Annotated in this window: 19 protein-coding genes; 11 read left to right on the plus strand and 8 right to left on the minus strand. The window is 72.1% G+C overall.

Annotation, left to right across the window (positions count from 1 at the left end; translation table 11 throughout):
- The first annotated feature begins 101 nt into the window (after window positions 1-101).
- The 3 genes from recN (at window position 102) to MFF56_RS19195 (ending at window position 3,321) form a co-directional block, all read left to right on the plus strand.
- Window positions 102-1,775: a DNA repair protein RecN gene (recN, locus tag MFF56_RS19185; RefSeq protein WP_066918164.1), complete on the plus strand. Its 1,674-nt coding sequence runs from the start codon at window positions 102-104 to the stop codon at window positions 1,773-1,775.
- A gap of 22 nt (window positions 1,776-1,797) precedes the next feature.
- Window positions 1,798-2,928 (plus strand): glycosyltransferase family protein, encoded by a 1,131-nt coding sequence (locus tag MFF56_RS19190; protein ID WP_066918166.1) that lies wholly within the window; start codon window positions 1,798-1,800, stop codon window positions 2,926-2,928.
- Window positions 2,929-3,108: 180 nt separating this feature from the next.
- The gene (locus MFF56_RS19195) at window positions 3,109-3,321 is read left to right on the plus strand and encodes a hypothetical protein (RefSeq protein WP_238230592.1); all 213 of its coding nucleotides are present in this window, start codon (window positions 3,109-3,111) and stop codon (window positions 3,319-3,321) included.
- 13 nt (window positions 3,322-3,334) lie between these two features.
- Here MFF56_RS19195 and MFF56_RS19200 read toward each other — a convergent pair whose 3' ends face one another.
- A complete protein-coding gene (locus tag MFF56_RS19200; RefSeq protein ID WP_066918167.1) occupies window positions 3,335-3,580 on the minus strand; it encodes a hypothetical protein in 246 nt (81 codons plus the stop codon).
- A 285-nt stretch (window positions 3,581-3,865) separates the two neighbouring features.
- Here MFF56_RS19200 and pstS point away from each other — a divergent pair, with 285 nt between their 5' ends.
- The 7 genes from pstS (at window position 3,866) to MFF56_RS32225 (ending at window position 9,639) form a co-directional block, all read left to right on the plus strand.
- A complete protein-coding gene (pstS, locus tag MFF56_RS19205; RefSeq protein WP_066918170.1) occupies window positions 3,866-4,909 on the plus strand; it encodes a phosphate ABC transporter substrate-binding protein PstS in 1,044 nt (347 codons plus the stop codon).
- Window positions 4,910-5,094: 185 nt separating this feature from the next.
- Window positions 5,095-6,072, plus strand: a complete 978-nt coding sequence (gene pstC / locus MFF56_RS19210; RefSeq protein ID WP_066918172.1) for a phosphate ABC transporter permease subunit PstC — start codon at window positions 5,095-5,097, stop codon at window positions 6,070-6,072.
- Window positions 6,073-6,083: 11 nt separating this feature from the next.
- The gene (gene pstA / locus MFF56_RS19215) at window positions 6,084-6,995 is read left to right on the plus strand and encodes a phosphate ABC transporter permease PstA (protein ID WP_373324133.1); all 912 of its coding nucleotides are present in this window, start codon (window positions 6,084-6,086) and stop codon (window positions 6,993-6,995) included.
- Between the two features lie 26 nt (window positions 6,996-7,021).
- Window positions 7,022-7,852, plus strand: a complete 831-nt coding sequence (pstB, locus tag MFF56_RS19220) for a phosphate ABC transporter ATP-binding protein PstB (protein ID WP_238230593.1) — start codon at window positions 7,022-7,024, stop codon at window positions 7,850-7,852.
- Between the two features lie 74 nt (window positions 7,853-7,926).
- Entirely contained in the window at window positions 7,927-8,643 is a 717-nt protein-coding gene (gene phoU, locus MFF56_RS19225; protein WP_066920763.1) for a phosphate signaling complex protein PhoU, read from the plus strand.
- Window positions 8,644-8,660: 17 nt separating this feature from the next.
- The gene (gene phoB / locus MFF56_RS19230; RefSeq protein WP_066920761.1) at window positions 8,661-9,362 is read left to right on the plus strand and encodes a phosphate regulon transcriptional regulator PhoB; all 702 of its coding nucleotides are present in this window, start codon (window positions 8,661-8,663) and stop codon (window positions 9,360-9,362) included.
- A gap of 115 nt (window positions 9,363-9,477) precedes the next feature.
- A complete protein-coding gene (locus MFF56_RS32225) occupies window positions 9,478-9,639 on the plus strand; it encodes a PIN domain-containing protein (protein WP_197430515.1) in 162 nt (53 codons plus the stop codon).
- A 9-nt stretch (window positions 9,640-9,648) separates the two neighbouring features.
- Here the strand turns inward: MFF56_RS32225 and MFF56_RS19240 are convergent, their stop codons facing one another.
- From MFF56_RS19240 to MFF56_RS19255, 4 genes are all read right to left on the minus strand, one after another.
- Window positions 9,649-11,802 (minus strand): protein-disulfide reductase DsbD family protein, encoded by a 2,154-nt coding sequence (locus MFF56_RS19240; protein ID WP_238230595.1) that lies wholly within the window; start codon window positions 11,800-11,802, stop codon window positions 9,649-9,651.
- A 54-nt stretch (window positions 11,803-11,856) separates the two neighbouring features.
- Window positions 11,857-13,710 carry an aminopeptidase P family protein gene (locus tag MFF56_RS19245; protein ID WP_238230597.1) on the minus strand — a complete coding sequence of 618 codons (1,854 nt, stop codon included), beginning with the start codon at window positions 13,708-13,710 and terminating at the stop codon, window positions 11,857-11,859.
- Window positions 13,711-13,853: 143 nt separating this feature from the next.
- Window positions 13,854-14,036 (minus strand): ribosome modulation factor, encoded by a 183-nt coding sequence (rmf, locus tag MFF56_RS19250; RefSeq protein ID WP_066920397.1) that lies wholly within the window; start codon window positions 14,034-14,036, stop codon window positions 13,854-13,856.
- Between the two features lie 48 nt (window positions 14,037-14,084).
- Entirely contained in the window at window positions 14,085-15,002 is a 918-nt protein-coding gene (locus MFF56_RS19255) for a 50S ribosomal protein L11 methyltransferase (protein ID WP_066920398.1), read from the minus strand.
- 191 nt (window positions 15,003-15,193) lie between these two features.
- Between MFF56_RS19255 and MFF56_RS19260 the strand changes: the two genes are divergently transcribed.
- A complete protein-coding gene (locus MFF56_RS19260) occupies window positions 15,194-15,436 on the plus strand; it encodes a hypothetical protein (RefSeq protein WP_082772943.1) in 243 nt (80 codons plus the stop codon).
- Between the two features lie 6 nt (window positions 15,437-15,442).
- Here the strand turns inward: MFF56_RS19260 and MFF56_RS19265 are convergent, their stop codons facing one another.
- From MFF56_RS19265 to MFF56_RS19275, 3 genes are read right to left on the minus strand one after another with little or no spacing between them, the layout of a single operon-like run.
- Complete coding sequence (locus tag MFF56_RS19265; RefSeq protein WP_066920400.1) at window positions 15,443-16,096, minus strand: glutathione S-transferase; 654 nt, start codon at window positions 16,094-16,096, stop codon at window positions 15,443-15,445.
- Window positions 16,093-16,992 (minus strand): NAD(+) diphosphatase, encoded by a 900-nt coding sequence (nudC, locus tag MFF56_RS19270; protein WP_066920402.1) that lies wholly within the window; start codon window positions 16,990-16,992, stop codon window positions 16,093-16,095. Before nudC ends, MFF56_RS19265 begins: the two co-directional genes overlap by 4 nt.
- Window positions 16,993-17,011: 19 nt before the next feature.
- Window positions 17,012-17,428, minus strand: coding sequence for an HIT domain-containing protein (locus MFF56_RS19275; RefSeq protein WP_066920404.1), 417 nt, complete (start codon window positions 17,426-17,428; stop codon window positions 17,012-17,014).
- Window positions 17,429-17,484 lie beyond the last annotated feature (56 nt).

A 17,484-nucleotide genomic window follows, 5' to 3' on the forward strand; every position in this document is an offset into this window, starting at 1 on the left:
CCGGTCCAGCCGTGGGCGGGGCGTCGATTTTTCCGCGTGAAGTCCGGCGGGCTTCCGTCTAGACCACGCGCGGGACCAGATGAGGGGAACCGGACAGACGCATGCTCGCGCAGCTTGCGATCCGCGACATCGTTCTGATCGACAAGCTCGAGCTGAACTTTCGCGACGGACTGAGCGTCCTCACCGGGGAGACGGGTGCGGGCAAGTCGATCCTGCTCGACGCCTTCGCGCTGGCGCTGGGCGGGCGCGGCGACGGCCGCCTCGTGCGCCACGGCGAGGGCCAGGGCGCCGTCACGGCAGTGTTCGACGTCGGGCTCGACCACCCGGCCCGCCGGATCGCCGCCGAGGCCGAGATCGACACCGAGGGCGACCTGATCCTGCGCCGCACCCAGATGGCGGACGGGCGCACCCGCGCCTTCGTCAACGACCAGCCGGTGGGCGTGCAGGTGCTCCGGGCGATCGGCGCGGCCCTCGTCGAGATCCACGGCCAGCACGACGACCGGGCCTTGTCGGACGCCGCGACGCATCGCGCGATCCTCGACGCCTTCGGCGGGCTGCAGGGCCCCCTCGCCGCGGTGACGGAGGCGGCCAGGCGCGTGCGCGGCGCGCGCGGCGCCCTCGAGAGCCACCGCGCCCGCGTCGAGGCGGCCCGCAAGGAGGTCGATTTCCTGCGCCACGCCGTCGAGGAGCTGGCCGAGCTCGATCCGAAGCCCGGCGAGGAGGCCCAGCTCGCCGAGCGCCGCACGGTGATGCAGCAGAGCGAGAAGGTCGCCCGCGACCTCAACGAGGCGCTGGAGGCCGTCGGCGGCTCGCATTCGGGCGTGCCGCACCTCTCCGCCGCGATCCGCAAGCTGGAGCGGCGCGCGGCCCAGCTGCCGGCGCTGGTCGACCCTTGCATCGCGGCGATCGACGCGGCGCTCAACGCCCTCGACGAGGCGCGCGCAGTGCTCGACGCGGCGGTCGCCGAGACCGAGTTCGACCCGCGCGAGCTGGAGCGGGTGGAGGAACGCCTGTTCGCGCTGCGCGCGGCGTCGCGCAAGTACAACGTGCCCGCCGACGACCTCGCGGCCTTGCGCGAGCGCTACGTCGCCGACGTCGCGGCAATCGACGCGGGCGAGGAGGCGCTCTCCGGGCTGGAACAGGCCCTCGCCGAGGCCGACGCGCTCTACGTCAAGGCCGCCGAGAAGCTCTCGGCCGGGCGGCGGCGCGCCGCCAAGCAGCTCGACGCCGCCGTGAAGGCCGAGCTGCCGCCGTTGAAGCTGGAGCGCGCCCGCTTCATCACGGAGATCACCTCCGACCCGGAGGCGCGCGACCCCGCCGGCACCGAGCGGGTGGAGTTCTGGGCACAGACGAATCCCGGCACGCGGCCCGGCCCGATGATGAAGGTGGCCTCGGGGGGCGAATTGTCCCGCTTCATGCTCGCGCTCAAGGTGGTGCTCGCCGACAAGGGCTCGGCCCCGACCCTGATCTTCGACGAGATCGACACCGGCGTCGGCGGCGCGGTGGCCGACGCGATCGGCGCCCGCCTCGCCCGGCTCTCGGCCACCGTGCAGGTGGTCTGCGTCACCCACGCGCCCCAGGTCGCGGCCCGGGCGCAGACGCATTTCCTGATCGCCAAGGCGCCCGTGAAGGGCAGCGACCGCGTCTCCACCCGCGTGACCACGCTGCCCGCCGAGGCGCGCCGCGAGGAGATCGCCCGGATGCTCGCGGGCGCCAGCGTGACCGACGAGGCCCGCGCCGCCGCCGTCAGCCTGCTCCAGGCGGCGACCGGCTAGCGGCCCGCGCCGGACGAGCCGCATGCCGCGACTCAGGGACACCTACTTCTTCCTGCTGGAGAACCCGGAGCACCGCAGCTTCGAGGCCTGCTGGCAGCTCTTCGACTACCGGACACGCAGCTTCGCGCGCGCCGTCTACGAGGATGCACGGCGCTTCCGCTTCGCGACCGAGGCGCACGCCTACAAGGACTGGCTGACGCACGGGCGGGCGCTCGGCCTGCGCTTCGCACCGGGCAAGGACACGCTCCTCAAGATCATCCTGAAGGTGAAGGACGAGCCGGTCCTGCTACCGCGGTGGATCGCCTATCACGCGGACATCGTCGGCCACCACAACCTCATCATCATGGATTGCGGCTCGACCGACCCCGAGCACCTGCGCGTCCTGGAGGCGTACCGGCGGCGGGTCCTGATCGTCGGATACGAAAGGTACTACGACACGATCCACGACACGGTCGGGAACGCCGCCTTCTACCACCTCATCGAGAAGAACTGCCGCTACGTCGCTGTGCTGGACGCGGACGAGTTCCTGTTCGGCCGGCGCGCCGGGACGATCGGCCCCGACAACGTTCTGCCGGTGCTGCGGGAGGGCAACGAGGGCGTCCATGCCGGGACCTGGTTCCCGAACGTCGCGTCGCCCGAGGAGGGGGCGGACGGGCCGGACTGGTCGCGGCCGATCCGGTTCGACATGTCGGCGGATTCCATCGGCCACGGCACCTTCGCGGGCAAGGCCGTCGTCCGCTCGGACCTGTGCCGGGCGGTCAGGCATGTCGGGCACAATCTCCACGAGCCGCAGGTGGCCGCGCGGCTGGGACCCGGCTCCTTCGGGCGCCTCGGGATCCTGCACGTCTCGCGCCTCGGGCGGGCGGCGACCCGGACGAGGATCCTGAAGCACCTGCATGCCCGCGCCATCGTGCCCCCGACGATCAGGGGGCTCGCGGAGGTCGAGCGCCACCTCCGGCAGCGCGTCCGGGAGGGTGGGCTCGACGCCGGCGCGCGGCACTACGTGGACCTGTTCCTCGACGCGGGCGCGCCGGCGGCGGAACCGTCCGCAACCTTCAGCACGGCCCTGATCGGTGGGGCGCGTTCGGAACGGAATGCCGATCTGGACCGACAGCTCGCGACCTTCGATTTCACACGGTTCCTCCCGCACTGAGTGGCCGGGCGGCAACACCCGCACGGATAGCGATCGCGGCTCGCAACCGGCCCCGCGGCGGCGCGTCATGCTTAACGTGAGGTTCCTGTTTACGGGTCGTTAAGCCTGTTTGCCGATCCTCGCAGAACAGCCGTCGGCCCGGCGGCGATACCGGGCGTTGCGTTTCTCGGAGGGGCCAGGATGAGCCGAGCCGCTATCGAAACGAAGCCTGACGAGAACGCCGCCCCGCCCTGCGAGGCCGACGCGGCCCAGAGCGTCGACACGCTGCATCTCGGCCTCACGCTGCGCTCGCTCTACGAGGACAGCATCGACAGGCAGCCGATCCCCGACTGCCAGATCGATCTCATCCTGCGCCTGCGCAGCAAGGAGCGGGCTCTGCGCCGCGCCAACTGAGAGAGGGGCGACGCTACCAGCGCCGCGCCCCGGGACCGCGCTTGTACTCCGCGGCGCGGATCATCGTCATCACCCGGTCGAGGCTGGCCAGAAGCGCGGTCTCCTCGTCCCGGGCGCGTGCGGCCTCGTTCGGATCGGGGCTGAAGCGCTGGCGCGCCTGCGCGAGCGCCAGGGCGCGTTCGAGGGCCTCGCGCTCCTCGTGCAGCGCCAGGAAGGCGCCGTCCGCGTCGGCGGCCTGATCGGGCAGAAGCGTGCCCACGTCGGTCGAACTCCGCTGGCTCGCGCGGCGCTGGCAGCGCCGCAGACCCGGGGAGAACGCGCGACCGAGCCGAAGCGTGCCAAATGCTGCGCCGCAAACTGATTTCCGCCGCGCGCGCGAGCCCTGTCATCCGTCTGTCACGTCCGTGTCATACCGCCGCATCGGCCAGGCCATAAGCGCTGTGGCGGCCGGAGCTTTCGGCCGATCGCAGGACGGCCGGGGATCCGGACACGCCCCGAGCCACATGTACCTGGCGCCCGGAATTCGGCGGCAACGGAGATTCACGTGAAGCCTTTCACCTACGCGCTCGCCCTGGGGCTGGCCACGGCCCAGCTCGTCCTGCCCGCCCGTGCCGCCGACATCACCGGTGCCGGCGCCACCTTTCCGTTCCCGGTCTACTCGAAGTGGGCCGAGGCCTACCGCAAGGAGACCGGCAACGGCCTGAACTATCAGTCGATCGGCTCCGGCGGCGGCATCAAGCAGATCCAGGCCAAGACGGTCGATTTCGGCGCCACCGACGCGCCGCTGAAGGGCGCCGCCCTCGAGAAGGACGGCCTCGTCCAGTTCCCGACCGTGATGGGCGGCGTCGTCACGGTGGTGAACATCCCCGGCGTCGAGCCCGGCAAGCTCAAGCTCACGGGCGAGCTCGTGGCGGACATCTACGCCGGCAAGATCACCAAGTGGTCCGACCCGAAGATCGCCGCGCTCAACGAGGGCCTGAAGCTGCCCGACGCGACGATCACCCCGGTCTACCGCTCGGACGCGTCGGGCACGACCAACATCTTCACCACCTACCTCTCCCAGGTCTCCGACGGCTGGAAGAAGGAGTACGGCGCGGCCACCACCGTGTCCTGGCCGACCGGCCAGGGCGGCAAGGGCAACGAGGGCGTCACCGCCACCGTCAAGCAGGTCCCGAACGCCATCGGCTACGTCGAGTCGGCCTACGCCAAGCAGAACAAGCTCAGCCACACGCTGATCCAGAACAAGGCCGGCAAGTTCCCGCAGCCCGACGACAAGTCGTTCCAGGCCGCCGCCGCCAGCGCCGACTGGAAGGCCCAGCCCGGCTTCGGCATCTCGCTGACCAACCAGGCCGGCGACGAGGCGTGGCCGATCACCGCCGCGACCTTCATCCTCGTCCACAAGGACGCGGCCGACGCGGCGAAGTCCGCCGAGGTGCTGAAGTTCTTCAACTGGGCCTACAAGAACGGGGACACGATGGCCTCCGAGCTCGACTACGTGCCGCTGCCGGACAACGTCGTCGCGCAGATCCACGAGGAGTGGAAGAGCGTGAAGGGCAAGGACGGCAAGCCCGTCCTCGGCAGCATGTAGGGACAGACCGGGGCGGCCCCGCCGCCCCGCGACCAATGTCCGGCCCAAGCCCGGTCCGAGCCCGGGCGTGGTCGGCCGGCATCTCACCCCGGACCGGGGAGGGATGCGCGCCTGCAGCCGACGGTCCGCCCTCGCGCCGGTCGCCGCCGCGCGCTAAACGCCCAACCCGGTGACGAGAACCGCGGATGACCACCTTGACCGATCAGATCGCGCTGGCCGAGACACGCAGCGTCGCGCGCCGCCGGGGCCCGAGTCGGGGCACCGACGCCCTCTTCCGCGGGGCAGCCTACGCCTCCGCCCTGCTGGTGCTGCTGGTGCTCGCCGGCATCCTGGGTTCGATCCTCTACGGCGGCTGGCCCGCCTTCCGGGAATTCGGCTTCGGCTTCCTCACCTCCAGCGCCTGGAACATCGGCACCGAGCAGTACGGCGCCCTCGTCGCGGTGATCGGCACGCTGGCCTCGGCGCTGCTCGCCCTCGTGATCGGCGTGCCGATCTCGCTCGGCATCGCGGTCTACCTGACGCAGCTCTGCCCCGGCTGGGCAAGGAAGCCCGTCGGCATGACGATCGAGCTGCTCGCGGCCGTGCCCAGCATCATCTACGGCATGTGGGGCCTGTTCATCTTCGCCCCGCTCTTCGCCCGCTTCGTGCAGGTGCCGGTCTCGAACCTCGTCGAGGGCATGCCGCTCGTCGGCACCCTGTTCTACGCGCGCGTGCCCTCGGGGGTCGGCATCCTCACCGCCGGCATCATCCTGGCGATCATGATCGTGCCCTTCGTGGCCTCGATCGCCCGCGACATGCTCGACCAGATCCCGACGATCCTGCGCGAGAGCGCCTACGGCATCGGCTGCACCACCTGGGAGGTGGTGCGCCACGTGCTGGTGCCGCAGGCCTCGGTCTCGATCATCGGCGCGATCATGCTGGGGCTCGGCCGCGCGCTCGGCGAGACGATGGCGGTCACCTTCGTGATCGGCAACGCCAACCGGCTCTCGGCCTCGATCTTCGACCCGGGCTCCACCATCGCGTCGCGCATCGCCAACGAGTTCAACGAGGCGGACGGCATGCAGCTCAACGCCCTGATGGCGCTCGGCTGCATCCTCTTCGTCATCACCTTCATCGTCCTCATCATCGCCCGCCTGCTGACGCGGCGCGCCAAGGTCGCCTGAGGAGGCAAGCTGTGGACGCCGCCAACACCCTCGCAGCGCCGCCCGCCGGCGCCCCCTCCGGCACGCCGAGGCGGGCGAGCCGCGTGCGCGCCTCGCGCCGCACCGCCGACCGAACGCTCCGCATCGCCTGCACCCTGGCCACCCTTCTCGGTGCGATCGTGCTCGGCTCGATCCTGCTCATGCTGATCGTCGAGGGCCTGAAGGGCCTCTCGCCGACGCTGCTGACCCAGCCGACCCCGGGCCCCGGCAGCGAGGGCGGCGGCATCGCCAACGCGATCCTCGGCAGCCTCGTGATGACGGTGATCGGCATCCTGATCGCGACCCCGATCGGCGTGATGGCCGGCACCTACCTCGCCGAGTACGGCCGCACCTCGAAGCTCGCCGACGTGATCCGCTTCCTCAACGACATCCTGCTCTCGGCGCCCTCGATCCTGATCGGCCTGTTCGTCTACACCCTGATGGTGCGGCCGATGGGGACCTATTCGGGCTGGGCCGGGGCGGTGGCGCTCGCCATCATCGCCACGCCCGTGATCGTGCGCACCACCGAGGACATGATGCGCCTCGTGCCGGGCACGCTGCGCGAGGCGGGTGCGGCGCTCGGCGCGCCTCCTTCCGTGGTGATCCGCAGCGTGACCTGGCGGGCGGCCTCGGCCGGCATCGTCACGGGCATCATCCTGGCGCTCGCCCGCATCGCCGGCGAGACCGCGCCGCTGCTCTTCACCGCGCTCAACAACAACAGCTGGTTCAACGCCAACCTGATGGGCGGCGTCGCGAACCTGCCGGTGATGATCTACCAGTTCGCGCTCTCGCCCTATCCCAACTGGCAGCAGCTCGCCTGGGCGGGCGCGCTCCTCATCACCGTGACCATCCTGGCCCTGTCGGTGATCGCCCGCACGGTGATCAAGCCGCAGCGCGCCCGCTGAGACGCCGAGTTCGAAGGATCGATCCCATGAGCAACGCCGCAGCGCTCGCCGCCAAGGGTTCCGTGACCCAGCCCTCTGCCCGCGCCGGCGCGAATGCGGGTGCCCCGGTGCGGATCGCCGTGAAGGACCTGAACTTCTACTATGGCCAGTTCCACGGCCTGAAGAACATCAACCTGAACTTCCACGACCGGCAGGTCACCGCGCTGATCGGCCCCTCGGGCTGCGGCAAGTCCACCCTGCTGCGCACCTTCAACCGGATCTACAGCCTCTATCCGGAGCAGCGCGCGGAAGGCGAGATCCTGCTCGACGGCGAGAACATCCTCGACCCGAGGATCGACCTGAACGAGCTGCGCTCGCGGGTCGGCATGGTGTTCCAGAAGCCCACGCCCTTCCCGATGTCGATCTACGACAACGTCGCCTTCGGCATGCGCCTCTACGAGAAGCTGCCGAAATCCGAGCTCGACGGCCGCGTCGAGTCGGCGCTCCGCAAGGCCGCGCTCTGGGACGAGGTGAAGGACAAGCTCAAGCAGTCCGGCATGGGCCTGTCCGGCGGCCAGCAGCAGCGCCTCTGCATCGCCCGTACGGTGGCGCAGCGCCCGGAGGTGATCCTGTTCGACGAGCCGACCTCGGCCCTCGACCCGATCTCGACGGGACGCATCGAGGAATTGATCGAGCAGCTGCGCGACGAGTTCACCATCGCGATCGTCACCCACAACATGCAGCAGGCGGCCCGCATCTCGCAGTTCACCGCCTTCATGTATCTCGGCGAGCTCGTCGAGTTCGGCCAGACCAACCGCATCTTCATGAACCCGGAGAAGCGGCAGACGCAGGACTACATCACCGGCCGCTTCGGCTGAGCCTCGGCTCCCGTAGCGCTCGGCTTAGCCTCGGCTCCCGCACCGCACCGCATACCCGTACCGAGGACCCCGCCATGCCCGGTCACATCGTCAGCTCCTACGACGCCGAACTGGAGAACCTGCGCCGCTCGATCTCCGAGATGGGCGGCATCGCCGAGAAGATGGTGACCGAGGCCACCGACGCGCTCGTGCGCCGCGACGCGACGCTCGCGCAGGCCGTGATCGCGGCGGACAAGCGCCTCGACACGCTCCAGCACGAGATCGAGGAGCGCTCCGTCCTCCTCATCGCCAAGCGCCAGCCGCTCGCCATCGACCTGCGCGAGACCATCTCGGCGATCCGCGTCTCGGGCGATCTGGAGCGGATCGGGGATCTGGCCAAGAACATCGCCAAGCGCGTGGTGGCGATCAGCGACCAGGCGGTCGGTCAGAAGATCATCCTGGGCGTGCAGCACATGAGCGACCTCGCGGAGGCGCAGCTCAAGGACGTGCTCGACGCCTACGGCAGCCGCGACGTGAAGGCCGCCCAGGACGTGTGGGAGCGCGACGGCGAGATCGACGCGCTCTACAACTCGCTGTTTCGCGAGCTGCTGACCTACATGATGGAGGATCCGCGCAACATCTCGTTCTGCACGCACCTCCTGTTCTGCGCCAAGAACGTCGAGCGCATCGGCGACCACACCACCAACATCGCCGAGACGATCCAGTACCTCGCCACCGGCGAGACCCCGACCGGCGACCGGCCGAAGAACGACGCCTCGAACTACGCCACCGTCACGCCGGGGCAGGGCTGAGCATCCGGGACAAGGGCATGCGCACGCGAATCCTGATCGTCGAGGACGAGGAGGCGCTGACCACGCTCCTGCGCTACAACTTCGAGGCCGAGGGCTTCGAGGTCGATGCGGCGGCGCGCGGCGACGAGGCCGAGCTGAAGCTCGCCGAGCAGCAGCCCGACCTGATCCTGCTCGACTGGATGCTGCCCGGCCTCTCGGGAATCGAGCTGTGCCGGCGCGTCCGGGCGCGGCGCGAGACCGAGCGACTGCCGATCATCATGCTGACCGCCCGCGGCGAGGAGGGCGACCGCATCCGCGGCCTCGGCACGGGAGCGGACGACTACATCGTCAAGCCGTTCTCGGTGCCGGAGCTGCTGGCCCGGGTCCGCGCGCTGCTGCGCCGGGCCAAGCCCGCCCACGTCGCCGACCTGCTGGCGGCGGGCGACATCGAGCTCGACCGGGTCAGCCACCGCATCCGCCGCAGCGGGCACGAGATCCATCTGGGACCGACCGAGTTCAAGCTGCTCGAGTTCCTGATGCAGAGCCCCGGCCGGGTCTTCTCGCGCGAGCAGCTCCTCGACGGTGTCTGGGGCCACGACGTCTACATCGACGAGCGCACGGTCGACGTGCATGTCGGGCGCCTGCGCAAGGCGCTCAACCGCCCGCGCCAGCCCGACCCGATCCGCACCGTGCGGGGTTCGGGCTACGCCTTCGACGAGACCTTTTCCGCCGAGGCGTGAGGGCGTTCTACTCGCCGAGCGGAAGGACCCCGCGCAGGGATCGGTTCTGCGTGCGTGGTTCGAGCGCCAAGTCCTGCCTGAGTTCGCCGGACGAACGCTACCCGTCGATATGGCCGTGGCGCAGTGCTACGCCCGGTTGCACGTTCCGATCAAGCGCAGCGAGCGCGATGCGCTGATCTCTGCGACGGCCATGGTCCACGGAATGACCGTCGTGACCCGCAACATGGCCGACTTCCAGCCGACCGGCGTGAAACCTTTCGACCCATGGGATGCCTGAGACCCGACCTCAGCCCTTCCCTGATATGCCCTCCGCCGCGCTCCTCTCGGTCCCGATCCGCTCCAGCCAGCCGAGCACGCCGCCCTCGGTCAGGATCTGCGGCAGCACGTGCGGCTCGGCCCGGCCGCCATAGAGCAGGTAGAGGGGCACGCCGCTGCGGCCGTGCCGCTCGAGCAGGCGGGTGATCTCGGGGTTCTGGTTGGTCCAGTCGCCCTTCAGGTAGGCTACGCCCTTGGCGCGCATCGCGGCGCGGACCGCCTCGGTCGAGAGCGCGATGCGCTCGTTGACCTGGCAGGTGATGCACCAAGCAGCCGTCATGTTCACGAAGACCGGCCGGCCCTCGGCGAGCAGCGCGTCGAGGCGGGCCTGCGAGAAGGGCTCGACGCCCTCCGCCCGCATCCCGGCCGCCGCGGTCGCGCGGTCCTGGCCGAGCGTCAGGCCGATCGCCGCCGCGCCGACCAGCGCCAGCACGGCGAGGCCGCGGGCGGCGCGGGCCGGTAGCGCCGCGCTGTCCCGCCCGCGCTCCCAGGCCCAGGCCGCGAAGCCGACGAGGACGAGGCCGAACAGGGCCGCGAGCAGTCCCTGCGGCCCGACCTGCTGGGCCAGCACCCAGACGAGCCACGCCACGGTCGCGTAGACCGGGAAGGCGAGGGCCTGTTTCAGCACGTCCATCCAGGCGCCCGGCCGCGGCAGCAGGCGAAGCGCGGCCGGCCACAGGGTGAGGAGCAGGAAGGGAAGCGCGAGCCCGAGGCCGAGGCCCGCGAAGACCAGGAGCGCCGCCGGGGCCGACTGGGTCAGCGCGAAGCCGACCGCCGTGCCCATGAAGGGCGCGGTGCAGGGCGTCGCCACCACGGTCGCCAGCACGCCGGTGAAGAACGAGCCCTCAAGCCCCGCCCGCCGGGTCAGCCCATCGCCGATCCCGGCGACGCGGCCGCCGAGATGCACCGCCCCCGATAGGCTGAGGCCCATCGCCAGGAGCAGGTAGGCCAGCGCCGCCACGAAGACCGGCGACTGAAGCTGGAAGCCCCAGCCGAGGCCGGCGCCCCCGCCCTTGAGCGCGATCAGCAGGCCGGCGAGCAGGAGAAAGCTCGCCAACACGCCCGCCGTGTAGGCGAGCCCGTGCAGGCGCACGCGCTCGGGCCGCTCGCCCGCGTGCTTCACCAGCCCCAGAACCTTGATCGAGAGGACCGGGAAGACACAGGGCATCAGGTTGAGGACGAGGCCGCCGAGGAAGGCCAGCAGCGCGGCGGCCAGAAGCGTCGGCGCCTCGTCACTGGCGACGGCCGGCGGCGCCGGCGCGGCACCCGCGGGGATCTGGCTCGACGCGGGCGGGGCCGCCTCCTCGCCGATCGCCAGCGCCCGGCGCACCGGGCCGCTGCCCGTATCCTGCTCGATCGTCAGCACGCCCGGCAGCGTCGCGGGGACGGGCTCGGCCGGGTTGGCGCGGGTGAGGGTGAGATGGATGCCGCTCGCATCGACCGCGAGCGCCTGCTCGGCGGCGTTGTCGAGGGCGGTCTCCGAATAGGGGAAGAAGGCGGCCTTGCCGAAGGTCTCCGGGCGCAGGCCCGCCGCGTCGAGGTTCAGCACGAGGCTGTCGCCCTCACGCGACAGCCGCGCCGGCCATGGGGAGGGGACCGGCAGGGCCTCGCGGGCGCGGGCGAAGAGGTCGCGGGCTGCGGGATCGGGCACGGCGTCCCGCGCCACCGGCAGCGTCAGGGCGAGGTCGGCGGCGCCCGGCACGCACTCGGTCTCGCAGACGAGGTAGCTCAGCTTGGCGGCGAGCCGAACCGGGCTCGCCGGGTCGAGGCTCGGCGGCGGGGTCACGGGGACGAGCAGCACCGCCTTGCCCTCGTAGCCGTAGTTCATCAGCGTCGCGACCGGGATCCGCTCCGGCGCCGGCCAACGGATCGCCCCGGCCGAGAAGCCCGCCGGCAGCGTCCAGACCACCTCCGGCGGCAGGCCCGAATCGCCGGGATTGCGCCAGTAGACGTGCCAGCCGGGCTTCATGGCCATGCGGACGGCGAGCCAGAAGGTCTCGCCGGCCCGCACGCCCGCGGGCTCGGCCACGAGACTTGCCCGGACAAGGTCCTTGGGCGCCTTCAGCCCCTGGGCGAGGGCGGGCGACGAGACCAGGAGGACGAGGAGGGCGAGAAGCCGGATCATGCGCTGGTCTCTAGCATGAGCGGCGCGCCCGCGGGCGTCCCCGCGTCGTCGCGGTCAGGCCGCGGGCGCCTCGGAGAGCCCCCCGGAGGGCGCCAGCGGCGCCGTCGCCCGGTCGAGCCAGGCGCGGCTCTGCGAATCGAGGTCCGCCGACAGGGTCTCGCGGACGCGCGCGTGGTAGGCGTCGATCCAGGCGGTCTCGGCGGCGTCGAGGAGGTCCGCGTCGATCAGGCGGCGGTCGTAGGGGGCCAGCGTCAGGGTCTCGAAGCCGAGCATCGGCCGCTCGCCGCCCGCGATCTCGCGCGGCTCCACGAGGACGAGGTTCTCGATCCGGATGCCGTAGGCGCCGGCTCGGTAGTAGCCCGGCTCGTTCGAGAGGATCATGCCGGCCTCCAGCGCCACGGTACCGGTCTTGGCGATGCGTTGCGGGCCCTCGTGCACCGAGAGGAAGCTGCCGACGCCGTGGCCGGTGCCGTGGTCGAAATCGAGCCCGGCCTGCCAGAGGGGGAGCCGCGCCAGCGCGTCGATCTGCGCGCCGGTCGTGCCCTTCGGGAAGACCGCGCGGCCGATCGCGACGTGGCCCTTGAGCACGCGGGTGAAGCGGTCGCGCATCTCGGGCGTGGGCGCGCCCACCGCAACCGTGCGGGTGATGTCGGTGGTGCCGTCCGGGTACTGCGCGCCCGAATCGATCAGGAACAGCTCGCCCGGATTAACGGCCCGGTCGGTCGCACGGGTTACGCGGTAATGCACGATCGCGCCGTTCGGGCCCGAGCCCGAGATGGTCGGGAAGGAGACGTCGCGCAGATCCCCGCCGGCGGCGCGAAACGCCTCCAGCGCCTCGACGGCGGCGATCTCGGTGAGGCCGCCCTCGGCGGCCCGGGCATCGAGCCAGGCGAGGAAACGCACCACGCTCGCCCCGTCGCGGCGATGGGCGGCGCGGGCGCCCGCGATCTCGGTGGGGTTCTTCACCGCCTTCATGGCGGTGACCGGATCGCGCCCGACATCGGCCGTGCCGCCCGCGGCCTCGACGCGGACCTTGAGCGCGGCGGCGGCGGTGGCCGCATCGAGCCGCACTCGCACCGGGCCAAGCCCCGCCAGCGCGTCCTCGAAGGCCGCGCGCGGCTCGATCTCGGCCAGCGGCGCCAGGGCCTCGCGCAGGGCGGGATCGATCCGCGGGGAGGTCAGGAAGAGACGCGCCGCGCCCTCCCGCGGCACGATGGCGTAGCCCAGCGCCAGGGGTGTGTGGCCGACATCCGAGCCCCGCAGGTTGAAGGTCCAGGCGAGGTTGTGGGGGTCCGAGATGACGAGGACGTCGCAGCGCGCGCCCTCCAGCTCGGCCCGGACGCGGGCGAGCTTCTCCGCCGCCTGCTCGCCCGCGTGGACGATCGGGTGCGGCACCACGGGGCCGGCCGGGGGCCTCGGCCTCCCGGCCCAGGCGAGATCGACGGGATTCTGCGGCAGGGCCCGCAGGCTCGCCCCGGCCCTCTCGGCGGCGCGCTCCAGGCGGGCGACGCCGTCCGGCGTGTGCAGCCAGGGATCGTAGCCGAGCACCGCGCCGAAACCCAGGTTCTCGCCGATCCAGGCCTCGACCGTCCGCTCCGCGAGCGGCACCACCGTGACGGTCGCGGTGTCGACCTGCTCGGGTGCCTGGAGGGTGTAGCGGCCATCGGCCACGAGGCCGACCTGATCGGCGAGCACGACCGCGGTGCCGGCCGAGCCAGTGAAGCCGGTGAGCCAGGCGAGCCGCTCGGCATCGGCCGGCACGTACTCGGACTGGTGCTCGTCGGCGCGCGGCACCACGAAGCCGTCCACGCCCGCCTCGCGCAGGGCGGCGCGGACGGCCGCCACCCGCTCGGGGCCCTTGCGGTGGCTCGGATCGTCGAAGGTCTGGAAATGGCGGCGCTCGCTCATGCGCCCAGTATGGCCGCCGGGGCCGGGGCCGCAACAGCCGGGGCTCACGATCTCGCGGAGCGTCGGGGGATCCCCCTCGGTGCCGCCGCGGGCGTCAGGGAAAAGGGCGGTGCGCGGGTCGGTCGCCGCGCGCCGGCCTCGCCTCAGGTGCGGTCGGCCGGCAGGTCGGGCGCCCGGTCGTCCGGGGCGCCGTCGTAACCCTCCAGCCAGGCGCGGCGCTCGGGGGAGCCGGCGGGGTAGGGGCAGGCATCCTTCGGGCGGCCGTGGGCCCGAGCTCGGGCGCCTTCCCGGGCCGGGTCGGAGGTCGAGGGATGCCGCTCACTCATGCGGAGAGAATGCGGGCGGGCGGGCGCGGTTTCACGGGCCCGACGGACTCAGCGCGGACGCGCTGCCGCACCGCCGCGACGGAGCACCAGGGCGACCCAGCCCTCGATCACGCCCTTGCGCTCGAGGTGGAAGCCGCGGTGGCGGTAGGTCGAGAGCACGCCCGGCACGTCGCGCTCGATCAGCCCCGAGAGGATGAGCGCGCCCCCGTCGGCGACCACCGCGGTCAGGCTCGGGGCGAGCCGCTTCAGCGGCCGGGCCAGGATGTTGGCGAAGACGATGTCGAAGCGGCGCGGTCGGTTGGCGAGGGCGTGCTGCACGCCGCCGCCGTGGTAGAGCCGCAGGTAGGGCCCGAGCCCGTTGAGCCGGGCGTTGGCGCGGGCGGTGGTGACGGCTTCGCCGTCGAGGTCGCCCGCCACGACCGGGGCGTGGAGCGCCTTGGCCGCCGCGAAGGCCAGGATGCCGGTGCCGGTCCCGACGTCGAGGACATGGGCCGGTCGGCCCTTCTTCAGTTCGCCCACCAGCGCCCGCAGGCAGCCGAGCGTGGTGCCGTGGTGGCCGGTGCCGAAGGCCAAGGCCGCCTCGATCTCGATGGCGAGGTCGTTCGGCCGGATCGAATCGCGGTCGTGCGCGCCGTGGACGAGGAAGCGGCCGGCCCGTACCGGCTTCAACCCCTCGAGGGAGGCGCGCACCCAGTCCTGCTGGTCGATGCTGCGGAACTCGGCGGCGTCGGCCCCGTCGCCGACGACCGGGCGGATCAGCTCGCGGACGTAGGCCTCGTCCGGCTCGTCGGCGAAGTAGGCCTCGAGCCGCCAGGTCACGCCGTCCTCGGCCTCGAAGGCGGCGACCGCGGTCTCGGTCGGGTCGAACATCTCGCCGAGCAGGTCCGTCATCGCGCGCGCCGAGCGCTCGTCGGTCATCAGGCGCAGGACGTGCGTCGGACGGTGGGGCGGCAGGCCTTCGATCATGGGCCGCCTCTACCACCGGGTGCGGCCGCTCGCCACTCCTCGCCCGCCCCGTTCGATTCGTACCGACGCCTGCCTGATGCGACGGCACAACGGTCATATGATGTTCGTATGTGCCGCGGAACCGGGCAGGGGATGCCGCGTTGCTCGTGGCTTTCTCCGAGTCGCTTCGACCGTCGAGGGTGGGTGCAAGCGTGACCAAGACCAGACGATCCGTCCAACGCGGGCCGGTTGTCCTCAACGACAATACGATCCTGTCGAAGGCCCGACGCCCCCATGCCGAGCATGCCGCGTCGAGCCTTATGGAGACGCTGGACGGGCCTCTGCCCGGCACGCTGCTGGTGCAGCTGAGCCGCCTGCACAGGTCCGAGCAGGCGCGGCTTTCCGCGACGGAAGCGGGCCCGGCCGAGATCGCCGATGGCCCGCGCCGGGGCTGACCTCGATCACGCGTAGGCGTAGGGCCCGCCGCGGCGCAGCGCCCGCTGGTAGGCCGGCCGCGCGTGGATGCGCGCGAGCCAGTCGCGCACCCGCGGCCCGGCGCCCGTGCCGCGGGCGGCGAAGGCCTCCAGCGGGAAGCTCATCTGGATGTCGGCGGCGCTGAAGCCGTCGCCGCAGAACCAGGGCGCACGCGCCAGCTCCGCTTCCCAGTAGGCGGCGTGGCGCTTCAGGTCCGGGTCGATGAAGCCGGCCTGCACCTTGGCGGCGACCGCCCGCACGATCGGACGGATCAGCGCCGGACTGCCGGGCGCGAGGCGCCCGAAGATCAGCTTGAGCAGGAGGGGCGGCATGGCCGAGCCCTCCGCGTAATGCAGCCAGTAGGTGTAGCGCCGCCGCTCGGCCTCGCCCGTCGGCACCAGCGCGCCGCCGCAGCGGCCGGTGAGGTACTCGACGATCGCGCCGGTCTCGGCGATCACCGCGCCGTCCTCCACGACGACCGGCGACTTGCCGAGCGGATGGATCGCCGTGAGTTCCGGCGGCGCCCGCATCGTCCGCGGGTCGCGGGCGTAGCGCTCCACCGCGTAGTCGAGGCCGAGTTCTTCGAGGAGCCAGAGCACCCGCTGCGAGCGGCTGTTCTCCAGATGGTGGACGGTGATCATCGGGCCTCGTCGAGGAACGCGCGCATCAGCGTGTGGGCGATCGCCATGGGCGGGGGGGCGAACAGGTTCTCGGGGTGGCGCCGCTCCAGCATCGCGCGCACGCTCTCGCGGTCGAACCAGCGCGCGTCGGCGAGCTCGGCCGGGTCGGTGACGATCGCCCCGTCGAGCCCTTCGGCGATGCAGCCGATCATCAGCGAGGAGGGGAAGGGCCAGGGCTGCGAGGCCAGGTAGGTCACGTCGGCCACCCGCACCCGCGTCTCCTCGTAGACCTCGCGGGCGACCGCGGCCTCGATGGTCTCGCCGGGTTCCAGGAAGCCGGCGAGGCAGGAATACATCCCCTCCTTGAAGTGCGCGCCGCGCCCGAGCAGGCAGGTGTCGCCGCGCCGGACCAGCATGATCACGACCGGGTCGGTGCGGGGGAAGTGGTGCGCGCCGCAGGCCGCGCAGGCGCGCCGGAACCCGCCGGCCTCGACCGCGGTCGGGGCGCCGCAATTGGCGCAGAAGCCGTGGCGAGCATGCCAGTCGAGCATCGACTTGGCGGTGGCGAGCAGACCCAGTTCCTCGGGCTCGACCGCGCCCTCGGTGGCGATGCTGCGCAGGTCCTGCGCGGCGAGGCCGCGCGCTTCCAGGGCCGGCACGGCGTCGGGATCGAGGCGTCCCGCGAAGACCGGGCGCCCGTCGAGCGTGCCGAGAAAGATGCGGGCGGTGGGCTCGGTCCCGTCCAGCGCGGCGGGGTCGAGGACGGCGCTGCCGGCCCGGAGCACGAGGCGGTCGCCGGCCAGCGCGACGAGGCGCGCGGCGGGGGAGAAGTCCGGCACCGCACCCTCCGGCTGTTCCGAGGAGTGGCGCAGGAGGCGGCTGCGGGCGAAGCCGAGGGTGGCGGAGGGGTCCGGCATCTGTGTTCTCACGGGGGTCTCACGCGGCCGCGAACAGGGCGCCGGCGCGCTCCAGAAGCTGGGCCCGGGCGTGAGCCGGGTAGGGACGGCGCTCGCCGTGCCCCCAGACCGGGCCGGGCCAGGCGGGATCCGAGCAGAAGCGCCCGACCACGTGGACGTGCATCTGCGCCACGACGTTGCCGAGGGCCGCGACGTTGACCTTGTCGGGCTTGGCGAGGGCCTGCATCACGCCGACCGCGATGCGGACCTCCTGCCAGAGCGTGGCGGAATCCTCGGGGGTCAGGTCGGTGAGTTCGCTCACCGCCGGCCGCCGCGGCACCAGGATCAGCCAGGGGAAGCGGGCATCGTCCATCAGGAGGACGCGGGCGAGCGGCAGGTCGCCGACCGGAACGGTGTCGGCGGCGAGGCGGGGGTCGAGATCGAAGGCATCGGTCATGCGGGGATTGTAGGGCGCCGGACGGTCGGCCGCGATGGCGGGACACGCGCATTGCG

Origin of the sequence: Methylobacterium hispanicum, from assembly GCF_022179285.1 — a bacterium.
In the GTDB taxonomy this organism is placed as follows: Bacteria; Pseudomonadota; Alphaproteobacteria; order Rhizobiales; family Beijerinckiaceae; genus Methylobacterium; species Methylobacterium hispanicum.